This is a genomic window from Brachybacterium sp. ACRRE (assembly GCF_022346485.1).
Lineage (GTDB): Bacteria > Actinomycetota > Actinomycetes > Actinomycetales > Dermabacteraceae > Brachybacterium > Brachybacterium halotolerans.
Genome location: NZ_JAKRMO010000074.1, coordinates 1 through 18,397, shown reverse-complemented (window position 1 = coordinate 18,397; position 18,397 = coordinate 1). Strand labels below are relative to the sequence as shown.

Here is an 18,397-nt window from a genome sequence, read left to right as displayed (position 1 = left end):
GGCGGGGGAGCGGGGAGGAGGACTCCGAGGACCACGCGGATCGCGGCCCCCAGGGCGACGGAGACGGCGGCGATGAGAAGGATGAGGGCCAGGCCCATGACGAGTGTGCTCATGTCTCGATCCTGCGGCCGACGATACGGAAGGACAAGCGAACATTCCTACCCCATTGTTCAGCACTTCTGATCGGTCGTAGGGTGGCCCCATGCTCGATCCCGTGAAACTCCGCGTGCTGCGCTCCGTCGCCGCGACCGGCAGCATCCGCGCGAGCGCCGAGGCGCTCGGATACACGCCGTCGGCCGTGAGCCAGCAGCTCTCCGCGCTGCGCCGGGAGACCGGCGTCGACCTGGTGGAGCGCTCGGGCCGCGGCATCGAGATCACCCCCGCGGGCGCGGAGATCGCGCGAGCCGCGGGCACCGCCCTGGACGCCCTCGACGACGTGCAGCGGCTGGCCGCGAACCTGCGGGAGGGACGCTCCGGGACCCTCACGTTCGCCTACATGACCTCGGTCGCCGCCACCTGGGTCCCGCGCCTGGCGCAGGACGTGCGCGAGGCCTTCCCCGACCTCTCCCTCACCCTCCTGCACCGGGACTGCTCGGTGAGCGAGCTCGACCTGCGCGGGGACGTGCTGATCGCGGACGACATCGACGCGGAGCCGGGGGCCGACTGGCAGTGCTGCGACCTCCTCGAGGAGTCGTACGTCGCCGTCGTGCCCTCGAGCCACCCTCTGGCCTCCCACGACAGCGTGGCGCTCTCGGATCTCGCCGAGATCCCGTGGGCCACGGACGACCCCCTGGACTCCACCTGGTTCGCCAGGATCCTCTCGGCCTGCCACGCCGCCGGATTCTCCCCGCGGGTCGAGGTCAATCCGCCCGACTACTCCGCCGTACTGGGCTTCATCGCCTCCGGGGGCTTCGTGAGCGTGCAGCCCTCGCTCCTGGAGCAGAACCCGCCCCCCGGCGTCGTCGTCCTCCCGCTGCGCTCCCCGGCGCCGCGCCGCAGCCTGCAGGTGTGGGTGAGGCGGTCCTCCGCGAAGAACCCTGCCGTGCAGTTCATGGTGCAGCGCCTGTGGGCGATCGCCGCCGACCACGCCGAGCGCATCCCCGGGATCACCCTCCTGGGAGGGCCGCCGCAGACCGCGGCCACCGCACCCCGCACCTCGGCCGCCCCGGTCGCCGGGTGAGATGATCCGAGGAGCCCGCGCCGACGCCGGCGCGGATCCGCCGTGAGGAGGCCCCATGAGCAGCGACAGCACCGGCACCGAGGGAGCGCACCCCGTGGACATCGATGCCCGCATCCGCGACCTGCCCGTCCGCGCCGAGATCGCCGACGACACCCTGATCCTCGAGGTCGACATCGCAGGCACCGAGGAGCAGCTGTGGCGGGCGATCACCGATCCCGAGCAGCTCGCCCGCTGGTCCCCCGTCGTCCCCGACCGTCCGCTCACCGAGGTGGGACCGGCGCTCAGCCGCGAGACGCCCGACGAGGACCCGGTCGCCGCCGACGTCCTCGCGACCGCCGGCCAGCACGCCCTCACCCACCGCTGGGGCGACGCCACCATGGGCTGGATGATCGAGGAGGGCCGACTGGACATCCAGGTGGGCCTGCCCGACGTGCAGCAGGCCCAGTACTTCGCCGCCGGCTGGCAGGTGTGCCTCGCAGTGCTCGACGCCCAGCTCAGCGGCCTCGACCAGGAGCGCATCGTGGGCATGGACGCCACGGACCACGGCTGGGAGGAGCTGCGGGCGCGCTACGCCGAGGAGTTCGGGCACCCGGACGGGGAGCCGCCGGAGGCGTGAGCCGGGGCGCGCGGTCTCGATCAGCCGCGGGAGCGCGCTCCTTCGTCGGCGCTGATCGCCTGGTCGACGAACCTGTCGGTGTTGTCGAAGTGCGCGCTCATCGCCCGTGTGGCCGTTTCGGGATCACCTGAACGGATCCCCTCCAACACCTTCCGGTGCACCTCCACGGCCGCGAGGGATCCGATGGTCAGGCGCGTCGTCTCTTCCCGGATCCGTTGCATCGCCGAGTGCATGGAATCGAAGAGGTTGCTGACCAGTGCGTTCCCTGCCGCAGCGAGCACAACGTCATGGAATGCGACGTCTGCCGCGGCAAACGCCACCACGTCCTGCTCGAGAGCAGCGCTCTCCATCTCGGCGAGAGCATCAGAGAGTGCGATCATGTCGTCCTCGGTGTGCCGAGCGGCCGCGAGCCTGGCGGCTCCGGTCTCCACGATCCGACGGAGCTCGGTGAGTTCCTTCAACACGTCGCGGCCCTCGCCCGCCTCGAGGAGAGCGCCGAGCACCGCCGGGTCCATACGCGTCCATTCCGAGCGTTCGGTGACGAACGTGCCGCGCCCCCGCTCAACCCGGAGAACACCAAGATTTTGGAGAGTCCGCATCGCCTCGCGAAGCGTGAGGCGAGATATGCCCAGTTGTGCAGCGAGCACGCCCTCCTGCGGGAGCTGGCCCCCGGGAGGAAGCTGCCCCCTCGCCGCACGTTCCAGGAGCACCGCCACCACCTGCTCCGTCTTGGACGGAGCCGGCTCCAGCGCGATCAGCTCGGGATCGGTCACACGGAGCTCCTAGAGACGGACGTCGCAGCATCCGCTGCTTGCGCCGGTCAGTGTAGCCCGCGCTGCTGCGACAATCCCCTGTCGACGGGCCAGGACGCGATGTCCTCTTCCAGGCCGATCAGGCGCTTCCCATCTGTCCACGCGAAGTCCTCGCCGTAGGCGTTCTCGGCGATCGACCTCGACAACCGTTCGAGGTCATCGGCATATTCGGGCAAGCCTGCCAGGTCGTGCTCGTCCCATGGATCCTCGACGACGTCGAACAGCTGACGCACGTCGCCCATCGGGTAGTAGATGAGCTTCAGACGCCCGTCATGCGCCATGCGAGTAGCCTCCGGGCCCTCCCCGTACTCGCCGTGCAGCTCGGTGCGCCCGACGCCCAGGACTGAGCACCCACGCACGCTGCCCGGAATCCGCACCCCGGCGAGGTCGAGCAGGGTCGGCATCACGTCCTGCAGGCCCATCAGGGTCTTCGACACCGAACCCGGCTCAAGGCGCGCATCGGCAGCAGCAGGAACCACGATCATCGGAACGTTCGCCGACTTCTCGTAGAACGTCCGCTTGGCCCAGAGGTCGTGGTCCCCGAGCATGTCCCCGTGGTCCGAAGTGAACATGATGACGGTGTCGTCGAGAAGCCCCTGCTCCCGGAGCGTTCCGATCACGACACGCAACTGGTGGTCGACATACGTGCACTGCGCGTAGAAGGCGCGTTTGGCCGCCCGAAGGTCGACGTCATGGAGACCGATCGGCGAGTCCTCGTGCTGCCGGCGGCGCAGCTGAACAGGACGCCGATCCTCCTCGTGGGTCCACTCCCCCCGACGTGGTTCGTCGATCTCGTCGAGCGAGTACATCTCGAGGTATTCCGCCGGGGGCACGAGCGGCGGATGCGGTGCGGTGAAGGAGAGGTACCAGAAGGCCGGCCGGGTCGGATCTCGCCGGATGATCATCTCGGACATCTGCTGCGCTGCCCAATGGGTGACATGCATGTTCTCGGGAAGGTGCCACGGCCGCACCGTGTATTGGTTGTTGCTCATCCCGTGAGCGAATGCCTGGCCCGCGTAGCCGTGGGCCGCCACGTACCTTTCGTAGTCGTCGGCGACGCCCCATTGGGATCGCCCCTCCTCGCTGAGGATCACGTCGTCGAAGCCGATCCTGCTGCGCTGGGGGAAGACGTGCAGCTTGCCCACGGCGTAAGCCTGATACCCCGCATCCCTGAACGTCTGGGCGAGTGTAGGGAGGGCAGGCATCGGCAGATCCTGTTGGAAGATGCGGTCGCCGTGATCACGGGGAGGGGTGCCCGTCATGATCGAGCGGCGCGCGGGCACGCACACCGGCGACTCCGAGTAGGCGCGCTCGTACCGGACTCCCGCCGCTGCGAGCGAGTCGAGCGTCGGCGTCTTGATCACGGGATGTCCGGCGCAGCCGAGCAGGCGCCCGAACCAATGGTCGACGGTGATGAGGAGGACGTTCGGGTGGTTCATCTCAGGCCTTCACGTGTTCGGTCGAATCGAGGTGCTCGGTGCCGCGCTGCTTGAGGACCCGTGAACCGACTCCTGCGAGCACGGCAGCAGCGACCATCACCAGTGCGAGGAACAGCATCGAAGCACTCAGGCTCCCCGTCGCCTGGCGGATGGCACCCACGGCATAGGGGCCCACGAACCCGCCCAGGTTCCCCACGGAGTTGACGAGCGCGAGTCCGGCCGCCGCATTCGCGCCGACCAGCAGCTTCGAGGGCAGTGACCAGAAGACCGGCTGGCCGCCGAACATCCCGATCGCAGCGACGCAGAGGAACACGAGCTCGAGCGCGAGATTCCCCGTCACGACGGTGAGCACGAGGCCCACGGCAGCGGTGGAGGTGGTGATCGCTATCCAGCGATAGCTGTGCCCGCTGCGTACGGCCAGCCGCGGCACGATGACGAGCGCGAGCGCTCCGAACGCGAAGGGGATGGCGTTCAACAGACCGTTCACGAGCGCGCTCACTCCGAAGGACTCGATGAGCGTGGGCAGCCAGAGCCGAAGTCCGTACGCCGCTGTCGGGAACGCAGCGAACCATACGGCGAGGAACAGCACCTTCGGATCGAGGAGCGACTTCCAAGGGTTCGAGTGCCTCACAGGGGCTTTCGCCCGTTCCTCCGCCAAGGTGTCGAGGAGCCACCGCTTTTCGTCGGCGTTCAACCACGCGGCTCGCTCCGGTCGATCGGGCAGCTTCCAGATGACGAGCACGGCCAGCAGCACCGCGGGAAGTCCGGTGACGATGAAAACCCACTGCCAGCCTTCGATGCCCCAGAGTCCGTGCATCTCGAGCAGTGCACCCATCGCCGGCGCTCCGACCACCGTCGACACGGGGTTCGCCAACAGGAAGAGCCCGATGTACTTCGCACGATGCTTCTCCGGCACCCATGTCGAGAGGTAGTAGAGAGCCCCGGGGTAGAAGCCCGCCTCTGCGGCACCGAGCAGGAATCGCGCAATGTTGAAGCTGACGACCCCCTGAACCATCGCCGTAGCGATGACGATGATCCCCCAGGTGATCATGATCCTCGCGATCCACAGCCGAGCGCCGAAGCGGGCGAGCGCCATGTTGCTCGGCACCTCGAAGAGGAAGTAGCCCACGAAGAAGATCCCCGCACCGAACCCGAATGCGGCATCGCTCAGGCCCAGCGCGCCCTGCATGCCCAGCTGGGCGATCCCGATATTCGTCTTGTCGATGAACGAGACCAGGTAGCACACCACGAGGAGCGGAATGATCCGCAGGGCGACCTTATGTGTGACTGTTTGTTCCACGCGGTTCTCCTTCGAGCCGGGCGCATCATCGGATCAGCGACCACTTCGCCCACCGCTGCTTGCGGGTGGCATGTCGTAGAGCAAGTTATCAGAGATCAGAGAAGTTGGGCTAACGTGCGTCGAGCGAGCGAGCACCGCTCGGCAATCGGTCATCCTGCATGTGTCCCGCGGCAACAGGCGGCCGCCGACCCCCGCCTGCGCAAGCGGTCACTATCCTGGACCGCACCGCCGCCCACCTGCTGGAGGACCTGTGACCCCGCGCTTCTCGATCCCGACCGACGACGCCGTCGGCCCCTTCGTCGTCGGACTCGACGTCGGCTCCGGCGGCAGCCGCGCCGCCGTCTACGACGCCTCGGGACGCGAGGTCGGCACGCGCCACCACAAGGTCGAGCACGCGTTCACCACCGCCGCCGACGGCACCTCCACGATCGACGCCGACCAGATCGTCGAGGAGCTGTGCGTGGCCATGGAGACCGTCCTCGACGGCGCCCTGCCCGGGCCCGTCGTCGGCATCGGCGTCGACACCTTCGCCTCCTCCCTGGTGGCGGTCGACGCCTCCGGTGCCGCCCTGACCCCGTGCATCACGTACGCGGACACCCGCTGCCGCGACCAGGTCACCGCCCTGCGCGAGGAGCTCGACGCCGTCGCTCTGCACGACCGCACCGGCTCCCGCCTGCACTCCTCGTACAACACGCCGCGCCTGCGCTGGCTGCGCGAGGAGCACCCCGACGTCTTCTCCCGCGCGAGCTCGTTCATGGCGCTCGGCGAGTACGTCGCCCTGAAGCTGCTGGGCGAGGGCGTGCTGGGGACCGCGTCGGCAGCCTGGGGCGGGATGATCGACCGCCGCACCGGCGAGTACGTGCCCGAGCTGCTGGAGGCGGCCGGGGTCTCCGCGGACCTGCTCGGGGCCCCGCGCGACCCCTCCCAGGGGCAGCCGGTCGCGGGCAGCCCGCTCGCGCAGCGGATCCCCGCGCTCGCCGACGCCACCTGGATCCCCGTGGTCGGCGACGGCCTGACCGCGAACCTCGGGATCGGTGCCGTCGGCCCCGGCACCTGGGGGATCTCCACCGCCACCTCCGGCGCGATCCGTCAGCTGCTCGACACCGGGACCGGCACCCTGCCCGGCGGGCTCTGGGCCTACCGCGTCGATGCGCGCCGCACCCTCGTCGGCTCCGCGATGAGCGACGCCGGCCGCGTCCTCGACTTCGCCCGCACCCGCTTCGCGATCCCGGAGGACGTCTCCCAGATCGACACCGAGTCCCTGCTCGGCGCGGCCCCGCAGGCCGGGAACCCGCTGGTGGTGCCGTTCCTCTCCGGCGAGCGCGGCACCAAGTGGCGCGACAGCGCCCGGGCGGTCCTTGCGAACGTCTCCGCCTCCACCACCGCCGAGGACCTGCTGCGCGGCTGCTTCGAGGGCCTCGCCCTGTCCTACCTGCGCATCGCCGACCAGCTGCGCGAGGTCGGCGGCGCCCCGCAGCGGATCGTGCTCTCCGGCGGCATGACGGAGAACGCTCCGGCCTGGCTGCACCTGCTGGCCGACGCCCTGCAGACCCCCATCGACCACGTCGCGATCTCCCGCTCCACCATGCGCGGCGCCGCCCTGCTCGCCCTCGAGCAGACCGTGCCCGACGCCGAGCGCGCGCCGATCCCGGTGCGCAGCACGATCGAGCCCGTCGCCGCGCACGCCGACTACTACCGCGAGCGCCTCGCGCGCTTCGAGATCCTCGCCGACGTCGCCTGAGCCTCAGGCGGCGCGGCGCGGCGCGTGGCGGGCGGGGCGACCCGCGGGTGAGCCCGACAGTCCGCGTCCGGCTATCCTGCCCGCATCATGAGGATCCTCGACCGCGCCGCCGGTAAGGCGTACTTCGCCGTGCAGGCCTTCGGCGGAGCGATCTGGTGGATCCTCGTGTTCACCGCGGACCCTGTGCGCGAGGCGACGCTCGGGCCGATCGATCCCGTGATCATGGCCGCGCTCGACCTGCCGCTGTTCGTCGTCGCCTCGGCGCTCGCCGCGGTCGGGCTGCGCTGGTCGGCGGCGCTCACGACGACCTGGACGGTGCTGGTCACCGTGTGGATGGCCGTCCTCGCGACCGCCTCCGGGCAGGCCGGCTGGGGCGCGGTGGTGATGATCGCCGCCTCGTGCGGGTCCGTCGCGGCCGCCCTGCTCGTGATCCTCGGACGCATCCCGGTCGAGCGCTTCCTCGTCGGACCGCTCGCGTTCCGCCCCGCCCGCCGCGGATCGTCCGGGCGCTGTTCGCCGCGACCGGATCCCAGATGGTGCTCTTCTGGGCCCTGTTCCTGGTGGTCATCCCGCTCCCGGTGATCGCGCTCGAGCGGCGCTGGGGCGTCGCCCTGCCCGTCCACGGCACGGCCTCCGTCGCATGCGCCGTGCTCGGGGTCGTGCTGCTGATCGCGGCGAGCGCCCTCGGAGCCTGGTCCGCGATCACGATGACGCGGATCGGTCGCGGCACTCCCCTGCCCTCGGCGATGCCTCATCGCCTGGTGGTCGCCGGCCCGTACCGCCGGGTCCGCAATCCCATGGCCGTCGCCGGTATCGCGCAGGGTCTGGCCGTGGGCATCATCGGAACATCGTGGCTGGTCCTGGCCTATTCGCTCGCCGGAGCCGTGCTCTGGCACCTGTTCGTGCGCCCGCCCGAGGAGGACGATCTCGCGGGCCGCTTCGGCGCCGAGTACGAGACGTACCGCAAGCAGGTGCGCTGCTGGGTGCCGCGGCTGCCGCCGGTGCCGATCTCGCACGACCGGGCTCACGGGCCCTGACCCTCCGCGAAGCTCGCGCCCCAGGCGTCCATCGCGCCGACGATCGGAGCCAGGCTCCGGCCCAGGTCGGTGAGGGCGTAGTCGACGTGCGGCGGCACCCGGTCGTGCACGGTGCGGCGCACGATGCCGTCCTCCTCGAGCTCCCGCAGCTGCCGGGTGAGGGTCTTCGTGTTCGCGAGAGGCACCAGGCGGCCCAGCTCGTTGAAACGCCGCCGGCCGTCCAGCAAGTGCTTGACGAGAGTCAGTTTCCACGTACCGCCGAGCACCGAGACGGCGACCTCCACAGGGCACACCTGCATGGCGCGCTGCACGGGAAGACGCATCGGATCACCCTCTCTCCTGCCGCCGCGGCTGCGCATCCGACGCGGCCCGAGAACCGCGGCTCGCGTCCGCGGACCGAAAGCCGAGCAGTCAGCAGCGAACGCCGCACGAGACGACTTCCCTGGTCATCGACGGCGACAGAAATGTCCGTACTTCCATGATCCTCTCCAGTCTCTCAGCATGGTGGACATGCAGCCTCATCTGTCGAACAGCGGCGCCGGCGAGACCCGTCCGGCGGACCCTCACACGTCGGCGCCACCCCGCACGATCCTCTGGCTGAGCGCTCACCCCGAACCTCGCTCGCTGAACGGTGCGCTGCGCCGCGCCGGCATCGCCCACCTCCAGTCCGCCGGCCACGAGGTCCTCTGCTCCGACCTCTACGAGATGGGCTGGGATCCGGTGCTGAGCCCGTGGGACGCGGGAAGGTCAGACGCCGGCCCCACCGAGCTGCCCCGCTTCCGGGTCAGCGACGACACCCGGCGTGCCTTCGTCGAAGGCGCTGTTCCGCCCGACACGCGGCGCGAGCAGGAGAAGCTGCGTGCGGCCGACGCGCTCATCATCCAATTCCCCCTGTGGTGGTACGGGATGCCCGCGATCCTCAAGGGCTGGTTCGACCGGGTGCTGATCAGCGGTTTCGCCTTCGGCACCGACCCGTCGACCAGCCGGCGACTGCGTTTCGAGCAGGGTCCGTTCTCGGGCAAGCGGGCCCTTGTCGCGGTCACCCTCGGCGACCGTCCGCGTGCGATCGGGCCTCGCGGAAAGTCCGGCGAGATCACGCAGCTGCTGTTCGGGCTGCTCCACGGCACACTCGCCTACACCGGCATGAGCGTGCTGCCGCCGTGGGCGCTGCCCAGCGCCGACCGTATCGAGGACGACGCCGATGCTCGCGCGGACCTGCTCGCCCGCCTCGGCGGGCTCTTCACCGACGACCCGATCCCCTACCGCCCGCAGTTCACGGGCGAGTACACCGATGAGTGGGAGCTCGCCGATGACGTGCGCCCCGGCGAGACGGGACTCGGCGTGCACGTGCGCACGTGATCGGACAGACGTTCCTTCCGGCGAGATGCGATCCGGCACCCCCAGACAGATTCCCCGACCCTCCGATTGCCAGACGAGCCCGGACGCGGTGTGCTTGTGCCATGGACCCGACACTGCGCGCCCCCAGCGTCCCCGAGCTGCTCCTCGCCGCCGACGCCCTCGCCACCTGGCAGCGGGACGACGCACCGCTGCAGCTTCACCCCGGTGACCTGGGATGGCACAGTATGAGGGGGCTGCCGGCGACCGCCGCGGCGACCCGCGTGTGGGAGCTGGACGACGTGCCGGTCGCGATCGGGCTGCTCGACGGCCCGGACCTGCTGCGCCTGGCCTTCGCCCCCGGCGCAGAGGACGACGAGGCCCTGGCCCGACGGATCTCGAGCGATCTGGCCGATCCGTCGCACTGCATCCTCGACGCTGGCCCGGGTGCGGTCGAGGCACGTGGCGCGGCCGCGCTCCGGCGCACTCTCGCGGCCGACGCCTGGGAGGAGGGCGAGCTCTGGACGCCGCTCCGCCTGGATCTGGGCCCGATGCCGGACATGAGCGATGCGCTGGCCTCCGCCGACGTCGTCGACCCGCAGTCCGCCCCGGACTTCCCGGAGGACGATCCTGACCTCGATCCCTCGGATCCGGCCGACGCCCCGTCGACCGATCAGGGCCTGCCCGCGCGACTCTCCCCCGTCGAGGAGTGGGCGCGCGTCCACTTCTCCGCGTTCCGACGCCGCGACCCCTCGCCCGCCGAGCTGCGCCGCCGCGCCCGGGACTGGACCGTGATGGCCGCGACCCCGCTCGCGAGCTCGTCGCTCACGCTGCTCGGCCGCGATGACGACGATGCGGCGGTCGCGATCGCGACGGTCTGGTCGGCGGGCCCCGGCCGGCCCGGCCTGCTCGAGCCCGTCGCCGTGCATCCCGACCACCGGGGGCGCGGGTTCGGCCGGGGGATCACGCTCTCCGCCGTCCATGCGCTGCGGGCGATGGGCGCCTCGAGCGCGCTCGTGTGCACGCCGAGCTCCCTCTCGGGCGCGGTGCCCACGTACCTCTCGGCCGGCTTCCGTGCCGACGCCGAGGTGGCCGACATGCAGCGCAAGTTCTGAGGGGCCGGAAGGGCCCGCCTTCTGAGGGGCCCGAGAAGCCCGTCCTCCGAGGGGCCCGAGGGGTCCGTTCATCGGTCCCGACGAAGGCCCTGCGCACGCCGACGAGCCGTGACAGGCTGACCAGGTGCACACGATCGACATCACCGAGCCGCTCGTCCACGGCCACGCGGACCTCGAGCGGACCGCCCAGGGAGTGCGCATCCACCGCCTGCCCTCCTGGCTGCGGCGGCTCTGGCCCGAGCCCAGACTGATGGCCATGGAGCAGCAGGCCGCGGGCGTGCGTCTCGTGCTGGACACCGACGCCCGAGCCCTCGAGCTCACGATGCGCAGCGCCCGCGCGGCGTTCCCCACGGCCCAGCGCCCGCGCGGTGTGCTCGACGTCGTCATCGACGGCGAGACGGTCGCCCACGACGTCCTCACCGGCGGCGCTCTGATCATCAATGACCCCTATACAGGGGAGACGTCGTCCAGCCCCGGCCCCGCGCACACCTCTCGCATCGAGCTCCCGACGGGCACTCACCGCGTGGAGCTGTGGCTGCCCTACAGCGAGGACGTCCTGCTGGAGTCCCTGCGCGCGGAGCTCGACTCCCACGCCGCGGACAGCTCCTCCGCGGGTGCCCGCGACGCGGGCGCTTCCGACGTGGGCACCGGTCGGCCGCTCGTGCGTCACGTCGCCCCCTCGGGGACGCGCTGGGTGCACCACGGGAGCTCCATCAGCCACGGCTCGAACGCCGCGACCCCGCTGGGGACCTGGCCGGTGCGTGCCGCGCGCGCCGCAGGTGCGGACCTGCGGAACCTCGGCTTCGGCGGGAGCGCGATGATCGATGCCCCCGTCGCGCAGGTCATCCGGGAGGCTCCGGCCGACATCATCAGCCTCAAGCTGGGCATCAACGTGGTCGGCGGGGACATCATGCGTCGCCGGGCGCTCGTCCCCGCCGTGCACGGCTTCCTCGACACGATCCGGCAGGGCCATCCGAACACCCAGATCGTGCTGATCTCACCGCTGCACTGCGGACTCTTCGAGGGGGTCACCGGGCCCAGCGCCGTGGATCCGCAGGCCCTCGCGCGCGGGGAGATCCGCTTCATGGCCACCGGCGATCCGGCCGGCACCTCCCCCGGACGGCTCGATCTGCCCGCCGTCCGCGAGGCGCTCGCGGAGGTCTGCGCAGCGCGCGAGGATCCGCAGCTGCACCACATCGACGGCCTCGACCTCTACGGCGCCCAGGACGAGGCGGAGCTGCCGCTGCCCGATGCGCTCCACCCCGGCCCCGAGGCGCATGCCCGCATCGCCGAGCGGTTCGTCGAGCGCGTCTTCGCCGACGGCGGAGTGTTCGCCCAGCACGGGGCACCGGCGTGAACGGCGGCCCGACGGAGATCCGCGTGCGCCCCGCGACGACCGAGGACGTCGCCGCCTTCTCCGACGCCTTCCCCGATCTGATCGAGGACCGCTGGCGACCGGGCGGCAACCGGCGCTCCTTCGTCGCGGCCGCGGCCACCGGCGCAGGCGAGCGCATCGTCGGCCACTGCCGCGCCGTCGACAACACGGTGCACCCGGAGTCACGCGTCATGCTGCTCGAGGTCGCACCTGACCTGCGAGGACAGGGCGTGGACGATGCGCTGCTGCGCGCGCAGGTCGACGCCTCGACGGCGCCTCCCCGCATGAAGATCTATGAGCACCAGGTCGACGACCAGCAGCTCGCGGCCCGCTTCGGCGGGATCGTCGTGCAGGTCACGCCCCCGTGGCGCTACGTCGTCGGTCCCGAGATGCGGGCCTGGGCGGCGCAGCACGGTCCGGTCGGCTCCGCGGAGATCGACCCCGCGCTCGCCGAGGAGCCGGGCGACCTCCTCGCGCTCGAGGTCGACCACTACATCGACCAGCACGCGTCCTGGTCCCCGACCGCGCCGCGCGAGTCCCTGCTCGCCGAGCTCGGCGAGGACCACGATCCCCGGTCCCCGTCCACCTGGGACCGCGGCCTCAGCCGAGCACTGCGACGGGACGGCCGGCTCGTCGCCGCCGTCCTCGTGTGGCCGGCCGACGACGACGAGGGCGGGGCACCCGGGGTCTCCCTCCTCTCGCGCCCCTACGTCGGCCCGAGCTCGCGCGCCGACAAGGAGGCGTGCCTGGCCGCGCTCATCGAGGCGAGCGCCGACGGCGACGAGCTGCTCATCGACTCCCACCTCACGATGCGCGAGGAGTGGGCGATGATGCGCGAGGTTCCGGGACTGGCGCCCTCGGATGGCAGGGACTGGATGGCGATCACCGCGATCCCCGTGCCCGGCGGCCCCTCACCCCGACCCGTCCCTCGCGAGCTGGTGCCCGCCCAGACGCCCTGGGTGCACGCACTGCTGCCCTGAGGACGGCCGAGGCTCTCGCCGCTCGTCGGCCCCCGGGTTCGCCGCCCCCGGGTTCGACGCTTTCCCATCCGGCCGCCCCATCCGCGGCCTCGTCCAATTGTCGGTCCGGTCTTGCTGCCGAACGGTACGAAACGGCTCCCAAGAAGTCTTTTGGCAACCGTTTCGTACCGTTCGAGGAGCTCGACGGCCGTCCGGCGAACCTTTCAGCGCTTGTCGTGCGGGGCAGTGCCCTCGCGCCCGCCCGTGCTGCCGCGCACCACGAGGCGCACCGGCAGCGCGCCCTCGACGGGGCCCTTCACGCTGGAGGGCTGGCGGATGCGGCGCACGATGCGGTCCACGGCCACCCGCCCCTGCTCGCGCTTGGGCGCGGCCACGGTGGTCAGGCCCGATCCGACGAGCCGCGCGAGCGGGATGTCGTCGTGCCCGATGACCTGCAGCTCCTGGGGGACCCGGATGCCGCTGCGCAGCGCCGCGACCAGCAGGCCGAGCGCCTGAAGGTCGTTGTAGCAGATCACGGCGTCGGGCAGGGGGTCGCCCGCGCCGCGGGTGGACTCGATGAGCTCGGCGAAGGCGTCCTCCCCGCCGCGGGAGGTGGGCGGGAACGGGCCGATGCGGTGCACGCGGATCCCGTGGCTCGCGCCCGTGGTGCGGGCCGAGCGCCAGCGCTCCCCGTCGGACCACGAGTTCGCGGGCCCGGCCACGTAGGTCACGGTGCGCACCCGGTGGGACTCCAGGTGGGTCATCGCCTGGTTCATGCCGTGCTCGTAGTCCGGGGTGATCGAGTCCAGGCCCGCCACGTGACGGTTCAGCACCACGATCGGCACCCTCTTCGCCAGCTGCAGCAGCGTCGCGTCCGAGAGACGCGTGCCGGTGAGCACGATGCCGTCGACGACCTCGAGGGAGCGTTCGAGGGAGATGCGCTCGCGCTCCTCGTCCTCGCCGGAGTCCAGCAGGATCGGCAGGTACTCCGCTGAGTGCGCCGCCTCCTGCATGCCCGAGAGGACCTCGGCGAAGTACGGGTTCGAGAGGTCGGGCGCGGCGACGCCCAGGCGACCCTGCCTGCCCTGGCGCTCCTGCTGGTCGGGGGCGTCCGTGCGGTAGCCGAGGCGCCGCGCGGCATCCATGACCTTCGCGTGGGTGGCGGCGCTGACCCGGCCGGGCCGCGAGAAGGCGCGCGAGACCGTGCTCGGGGCACAGCCCACCTCACGGGCCACGTCATAGATGGTGACGTGCTCCTTCTGCGTCATCGTGCGCCTCCCAGGGGACTCCGTCGGCCGACCAGCGGCAGGCCTCAAGGGTAGCCCGGGAGACGGGGCCGACGGACGACGGGGCGCGGGGCTCGGGCCGGATCTCGAGGCGGAGACGGTCCGGTGTCGAGGCATCGGCCGAGCTCTCACCCCGCCGCGAGGATCCCCCGGGGGTCGAAGGTGACCCGGATGGCGCGGATGCGACCGCCCTCGACGTGGCACCAGTTGACCACCGGCGTCGGCTCGGAGTCGCCCACACCGAGCGAGAACCAGGTCATCACGTCCTCCTCGTCGGCCAGTCGCCGCTCCACCTCGAGATGCGTGGTGGCCCGGGCGAGGCCGACGAGCCCCTCGAGGCAGTCCTCCCGGCCGCGGAGCGAGGCGAGCGGACCGTCGAAGGCGACGTCGTCCGCGAGGTGCGGGGCCAGCTCCGCGAAGTCGCGGCGGCGCCAGCAGTCGAAGTACGTCCCGGCGAGGTCGCGGGGACTGGGAGTGTCGGTCATGGCTCCTCCTGGAATGCATCGTCATCTGCAGGGAGACTCCAGGGAACAGGGCACCGACGACAGCTGTGTGTCGGTGTTTCCGACCGGATTCGTCCGCTGCGCGATTACCGTGGGGCCCGTGAAGCGCAGCGACCGCCACCGTGCCCTCGTGGACCTGCTGCGCGCCCGGGCCGAGCAGCCGATCTCCGTGCCGCGCCTCGCCGACCGCTTCGAGGTCTCCACCCGCACGATCGAGCGTGACATCCGGGCGCTGCAGGAGGCGGGCGTCCCGATCTACGGGGTCCCGGGGCGCACGGGAGGCTTCGCGATCGGCCGGGACTTCTCCCTGCCGCCCCTGGCGATCACGCCGGCGGAGGCCCTCGCCGTGCTCGCCGGGCTCGGCGTCATGGACGGCTCCCCGCTCGCCCGGGACGCCGGCCGGGTGCGGGACAAGGTGCTCGCCGCGATGAGTCCGCAGCAGCGTGCGCAGGGGCGTGCGTTCGCCGGGCGCGTGGCGCTCATGGCTCCCGACGGGCCGACGGAGGACGAGGTCGCCCGCGTCGTCCGCGAGGTACTCGTCGAGCCGCGGGTGGTCGAGCTCGCCTACCGCGACCCTCGCACGGGCGCGTGCACCGAGCGCTCGGTCGAGCCGCTGGGGATGATCCTGGTGCGCGGCAACTGGATCCTCGTCGGCTGGTGCCGGCTGCGGGACGGCGTGCGCGGGTTCCGCACCGACGCGATCACCGCGATCCGGCAGACGTCCGAGCGTCCGCCCGTGCGCGACCCCGACCCCCTCGCGAGCGACCTCTCCCGCTGGGACTTCCTGGTGGCTGCGCCGTAGGGGCACGAGTTCCTGGCCGCCGCGCCGTAGAGGCGCGAGTTCCTGGCGGCCGCGCCGTAGCGGCACGGAGGGGGAGCCGAGGCCGGACCGACCTCAGGCGCCGGCCCCGGTTCCCGCGCCCTCGGCCTCGCGGCGCTCGTGAAGCTCCTCGACCATGGTGCGGAAGGTCTTCTCGTCGATCGGGTAGAACCGCATGACGATCGCGGCGAGGATGCCCATGAGGATCGGCAGACCGCCCATGACCAGCGACAGGCCCAGGCGCACGTGGTCCGAGGAGTTCGTGGCGGTGGCGACGGCGTCGGACCCGGACATGAAGCCGAACAGGGCGATGAAGCTCAGGGCGAGGTAGCGGCCCACGGCCTGGCTCATCTTGCGGGCGAAGGAGAACAGCGAGTAGGTCGCGCCCTCGGCGCGGTCGTCGTTCTTCCACTCGCCGTACTCGACGGTGTCGCCCTCGAGGGCCCACATCAGGGTGTTGTTCAGACCGACGCCCAGGTTGATGAGGAAGTAGCCCAGCAGCGCGAAGGCGAACACGTGGCCCAGCAGCAGCATGATGATGCCGCCGACCACGAAGGCCGCGCAGCCCACCAGGTAGCCGCGGCGCTTGCCGATGCTGCCGATGATCTTCGGGGCGAACGGCGCGACGACGAGGTTCGCGACGACGCCCGCGAGGGTCAGCCAGATGAACAGGGTCGCGTCGCCCAGCACGAAGGTGGTGAAGAAGGCGGCGACCGCCTGCATCCCGTACATCCCGCCCAGGAAGATCACGCTCGAGGCGCACAGGAAGGCGAGCGGCCGGTTGGTGCGGATGACGCGCAGGGACTGACGGACGGTGAGCTTGGGGGTCTCGCGGAACACGCGCTCGCGCACTCCGAAGAAGGTGATCATGAACAGCGCCATGCCGAGGACCAGGAAGCCCAGGGCGCTCACGGTGATGGAGTGCTGGAGGGCGTCGGCGTCGCCCTGGTGCTGGTTGATCTGCGGGGAGATCACGAGCACGAGCAGCAGGGTGATGATCTGGCCGCCGTAGGTGCGGGCGGCGCCGAGCTTGCCGCGGTCCTCGGCGACCTGGGTGATCGCGGGGGCGAGCGAGCCGTAGGGGATGTTCACCATCGAGTAGACGAAGCCCCACACCGCGTAGATGACGGCGGCGACCACGGCGGTCAGGCCCTGGCTGCCCATGTGGGGGATCGTGAACAGCAGCACCGTCATGATCATCAGCGGCAGGCTGCCGAACAGGATGAACGGGCGGAACTTGCCCCAGCGGGTCATCGTGGAGTCGACGATGCGCCCGGCGATGACGTCGGCGAAGGCGTCCCAGATCAGCACGACCAGGGAGATCGTCGCGACGACGCCGGCGGGCAGGCCCAGCACGGTGATGAAGTACAGGGGCAGGAAGTTGCCGGCGAAGGCGAAGGCCGTGTTGCACCCGGCGTCGCCCGCGCCGTACGCGAAGACCTTGCGGAACGACAGCCGCTCCATGGCGGCGCGCGGATCGGGCCGGGCGGCGCGCAGCGCCTCGGGCGACGGATCGCCGGGACCGGCGGGCTGTGGCTGTGTCATGTCATCTCCTTCGATGCGGTGCCGCTCGTGCTGCGGTGCGCGGGGTGGCGGCGTCGGACGCCGCGGGGTCCTGCTCCACGGAATGCTGTCCTCGGGAGCACGTCGATGGCTCACCGTCCGGAACCCGCCCGTCGGCGCAGGACCACGCCCGAGTGTGTGCTCCACTGCACCCTTCGACCCCATGCTGTGCCATGAGTTGCCACGTCGCCGGGTCGCGGCGCTGGTCAGAGGGGCGGCGCAGGAATCACCCGACCGGCCGGTAACGAGACTCGGCTCACAGGGGAGGGGACGTGGGCGACCTGCTCCGCGGAGGCAGTGAGGAGGCCGACGAGGAGGCCGACACTGCCGGCGGCAGTGAGGAGGCCGACGGCAGCGGTGCGACCGACGGCCACGGTGCGACGGCGGGCACGGTGCGACGGCGGGCCCGGTGCGACGGCGGGCACGGCGCGACGGCAGGCCCGTGCGACTGTGCGACGGTCGGCGTTGCAGGGGGCTGTGTCGTGCGAGGGCGTATACGGGACCTCTCTGCCATATATGGCAGAGATGTCTCGTATACGCCGGTGGACGACAGCTCAGCCGGGCGGCCGACCGATGACCATCTGCCGGCGAAGGACCATCTGCCGATGACGGACCCTCGACACCGTCGGCGAGTCGGCGACGTGCTCAGTCGCGGGGATCGGGATCGGTGCCCGGCTCGGGCGCCCAGCGCGCGATCTGGGCGGCGAGATGCCCGGCGCCGTAGCCGTTGTCGATGTTGACCACGCCGATGCCCGGGGCGCAGCCGGAGAGCATAGTGAGGGCCGCCGTGACGCCGCCCGCCGCCACGCCGTAGCCCACGGAGGTGGGCAGTGCGACCACTGGGGCGGCGATCTGGCCTGCGACGACGGTGGGGAGCGCCCCGTCCATGCCTGCGGCGACGACGACGCACGCCGCCTCGCGCAGCTCGGGGAGGCGGGCCTGCAGACGGTGGAGGCCGGCGATGCCGATGTCGGCGATGAGTCGGGCGGGTCGCCCCAGGTGCTGCGCGGTGAGCAGCGCTTCGCGGGCGACGGGCAGGTCGCTCGTGCCGGCGCAGGCGACGATCACCAGGCCCCCGCTCGGGGCGGGCGGCTGGGGAGGCCACGCGAGCAGGCGCGCCTCGGGATCGTGATGGGCGTCGGGGAGAGCCGCGAGGACGGCGCGAGCCCGGTCCTCGTCGGCCCGCGTGAAGAGGATCGGGCCCACCGATCCGGTGCGCCCTTCGGTCGCGGCTCCCCCATCGGGCGCCATTCCCCCATCGGGCACCGCCCCTCCATCGGGGGCCGACGGGGGAACGGCGCCCGATGGAGGGGCGG

18 protein-coding genes are annotated in these 18,397 nt (G+C 71.5%); 10 read left to right on the top strand and 8 right to left on the bottom strand.

Annotated elements, in window-relative coordinates; all coding sequences use genetic code 11:
- Positions 1–202 precede the first annotated feature (202 nt).
- Positions 203–1,180 (top strand): LysR family transcriptional regulator, encoded by a 978-nt coding sequence (locus MHY49_RS16775; RefSeq protein WP_239206050.1) that lies wholly within the window; start codon positions 203–205, stop codon positions 1,178–1,180.
- Positions 1,181–1,235: 55 nt separating this feature from the next.
- Positions 1,236–1,796, top strand: a complete 561-nt coding sequence (locus MHY49_RS16770) for a hypothetical protein (RefSeq protein WP_239206048.1) — start codon at positions 1,236–1,238, stop codon at positions 1,794–1,796.
- Positions 1,797–1,816: 20 nt separating this feature from the next.
- Here MHY49_RS16770 and MHY49_RS16765 read toward each other — a convergent pair whose 3' ends face one another.
- From MHY49_RS16765 to MHY49_RS16755, 3 genes are read right to left on the bottom strand one after another with little or no spacing between them, the layout of a single operon-like run.
- Positions 1,817–2,569, bottom strand: coding sequence for a FadR/GntR family transcriptional regulator (locus MHY49_RS16765; protein ID WP_239206046.1), 753 nt, complete (start codon positions 2,567–2,569; stop codon positions 1,817–1,819).
- 47 nt (positions 2,570–2,616) lie between these two features.
- Entirely contained in the window at positions 2,617–4,047 is a 1,431-nt protein-coding gene (locus MHY49_RS16760) for a sulfatase-like hydrolase/transferase (protein ID WP_239206044.1), read from the bottom strand.
- Position 4,048: 1 nt separating this feature from the next.
- On the bottom strand, positions 4,049–5,347 hold the full coding sequence (locus MHY49_RS16755) for an MFS transporter (protein ID WP_239206042.1): 1,299 nt from the start codon (positions 5,345–5,347) through the stop codon (positions 4,049–4,051).
- 250 nt (positions 5,348–5,597) lie between these two features.
- On the opposite strand from MHY49_RS16755, the gene MHY49_RS16750 reads away from it, so the two are divergent.
- From MHY49_RS16750 to MHY49_RS19420, 3 genes are all read left to right on the top strand, one after another.
- Complete coding sequence (locus tag MHY49_RS16750; RefSeq protein ID WP_239206040.1) at positions 5,598–7,088, top strand: gluconokinase; 1,491 nt, start codon at positions 5,598–5,600, stop codon at positions 7,086–7,088.
- 87 nt (positions 7,089–7,175) lie between these two features.
- Positions 7,176–7,670, top strand: coding sequence for a hypothetical protein (locus MHY49_RS19425; RefSeq protein WP_370646201.1), 495 nt, complete (start codon positions 7,176–7,178; stop codon positions 7,668–7,670).
- Positions 7,622–8,125 carry an isoprenylcysteine carboxylmethyltransferase family protein gene (locus tag MHY49_RS19420; protein ID WP_370646200.1) on the top strand — a complete coding sequence of 168 codons (504 nt, stop codon included), beginning with the start codon at positions 7,622–7,624 and terminating at the stop codon, positions 8,123–8,125. The genes MHY49_RS19425 and MHY49_RS19420 overlap by 49 nt, the downstream gene beginning before the upstream one ends.
- On the opposite strand, the gene MHY49_RS16740 is transcribed toward MHY49_RS19420, so the two are convergent.
- Complete coding sequence (locus MHY49_RS16740) at positions 8,113–8,448, bottom strand: helix-turn-helix domain-containing protein (RefSeq protein ID WP_239206038.1); 336 nt, start codon at positions 8,446–8,448, stop codon at positions 8,113–8,115. The two genes, MHY49_RS19420 and MHY49_RS16740, sit on opposite strands and share 13 nt — an antisense overlap.
- A 187-nt stretch (positions 8,449–8,635) precedes the next feature.
- Here MHY49_RS16740 and MHY49_RS16735 point away from each other — a divergent pair, with 187 nt between their 5' ends.
- From MHY49_RS16735 to MHY49_RS16720, 4 genes are all read left to right on the top strand, one after another.
- On the top strand, positions 8,636–9,484 hold the full coding sequence (locus MHY49_RS16735; RefSeq protein WP_239206036.1) for an NAD(P)H-dependent oxidoreductase: 849 nt from the start codon (positions 8,636–8,638) through the stop codon (positions 9,482–9,484).
- Between the two features lie 101 nt (positions 9,485–9,585).
- Entirely contained in the window at positions 9,586–10,575 is a 990-nt protein-coding gene (locus MHY49_RS16730; protein ID WP_239206034.1) for an N-acetyltransferase, read from the top strand.
- A gap of 124 nt (positions 10,576–10,699) precedes the next feature.
- Positions 10,700–11,932 carry a GDSL-type esterase/lipase family protein gene (locus MHY49_RS16725; protein ID WP_239206032.1) on the top strand — a complete coding sequence of 411 codons (1,233 nt, stop codon included), beginning with the start codon at positions 10,700–10,702 and terminating at the stop codon, positions 11,930–11,932.
- 23 nt (positions 11,933–11,955) lie between these two features.
- Entirely contained in the window at positions 11,956–12,930 is a 975-nt protein-coding gene (locus tag MHY49_RS16720; protein ID WP_239206030.1) for a hypothetical protein, read from the top strand.
- A 203-nt stretch (positions 12,931–13,133) separates the two neighbouring features.
- Here MHY49_RS16720 and MHY49_RS16715 read toward each other — a convergent pair whose 3' ends face one another.
- Positions 13,134–14,177 (bottom strand): LacI family DNA-binding transcriptional regulator, encoded by a 1,044-nt coding sequence (locus MHY49_RS16715; RefSeq protein ID WP_239206028.1) that lies wholly within the window; start codon positions 14,175–14,177, stop codon positions 13,134–13,136.
- Positions 14,178–14,323: 146 nt separating this feature from the next.
- Positions 14,324–14,680 (bottom strand): nuclear transport factor 2 family protein, encoded by a 357-nt coding sequence (locus MHY49_RS16710; RefSeq protein WP_239206026.1) that lies wholly within the window; start codon positions 14,678–14,680, stop codon positions 14,324–14,326.
- A 118-nt stretch (positions 14,681–14,798) separates the two neighbouring features.
- On the opposite strand from MHY49_RS16710, the gene MHY49_RS16705 reads away from it, so the two are divergent.
- Entirely contained in the window at positions 14,799–15,500 is a 702-nt protein-coding gene (locus MHY49_RS16705) for a WYL domain-containing protein (protein ID WP_239206024.1), read from the top strand.
- Between the two features lie 93 nt (positions 15,501–15,593).
- Here the strand turns inward: MHY49_RS16705 and MHY49_RS16700 are convergent, their stop codons facing one another.
- Both MHY49_RS16700 and larB read right to left on the bottom strand, forming a co-directional pair.
- The gene (locus MHY49_RS16700; RefSeq protein ID WP_239206022.1) at positions 15,594–17,063 is read right to left on the bottom strand and encodes a glycoside-pentoside-hexuronide (GPH):cation symporter; all 1,470 of its coding nucleotides are present in this window, start codon (positions 17,061–17,063) and stop codon (positions 15,594–15,596) included.
- Between the two features lie 663 nt (positions 17,064–17,726).
- Positions 17,727–18,397: nickel pincer cofactor biosynthesis protein LarB (larB, locus tag MHY49_RS16695; RefSeq protein WP_239206020.1), on the bottom strand; the 671-nt coding region annotated here is incomplete at its 5' end.

Excerpts from the sequence above, each read along its gene's own strand:
- MHY49_RS16740 (WP_239206038.1), bottom strand. The coding sequence starts at position 8,448 with ATGCGTCTTCCCGTGCAGCGCGCCATGCAGGTGTGCCCTGTGGAGGTC.
- MHY49_RS19425 (WP_370646201.1), top strand. The coding sequence starts at position 7,176 with ATGAGGATCCTCGACCGCGCCGCCGGTAAGGCGTACTTCGCCGTGCAG.
- MHY49_RS16775 (WP_239206050.1), top strand. The coding sequence starts at position 203 with ATGCTCGATCCCGTGAAACTCCGCGTGCTGCGCTCCGTCGCCGCGACC.
- MHY49_RS16715 (WP_239206028.1), bottom strand. The coding sequence starts at position 14,177 with ATGACGCAGAAGGAGCACGTCACCATCTATGACGTGGCCCGTGAGGTG.
- MHY49_RS16770 (WP_239206048.1), top strand. The coding sequence starts at position 1,236 with ATGAGCAGCGACAGCACCGGCACCGAGGGAGCGCACCCCGTGGACATC.
- MHY49_RS19420 (WP_370646200.1), top strand. The coding sequence starts at position 7,622 with ATGGTGCTCTTCTGGGCCCTGTTCCTGGTGGTCATCCCGCTCCCGGTG.
- MHY49_RS16730 (WP_239206034.1), top strand. The coding sequence starts at position 9,586 with ATGGACCCGACACTGCGCGCCCCCAGCGTCCCCGAGCTGCTCCTCGCC.
- MHY49_RS16700 (WP_239206022.1), bottom strand. The coding sequence starts at position 17,063 with ATGACACAGCCACAGCCCGCCGGTCCCGGCGATCCGTCGCCCGAGGCG.
- MHY49_RS16735 (WP_239206036.1), top strand. The coding sequence starts at position 8,636 with ATGCAGCCTCATCTGTCGAACAGCGGCGCCGGCGAGACCCGTCCGGCG.
- MHY49_RS16760 (WP_239206044.1), bottom strand. The coding sequence starts at position 4,047 with ATGAACCACCCGAACGTCCTCCTCATCACCGTCGACCATTGGTTCGGG.
- MHY49_RS16710 (WP_239206026.1), bottom strand. The coding sequence starts at position 14,680 with ATGACCGACACTCCCAGTCCCCGCGACCTCGCCGGGACGTACTTCGAC.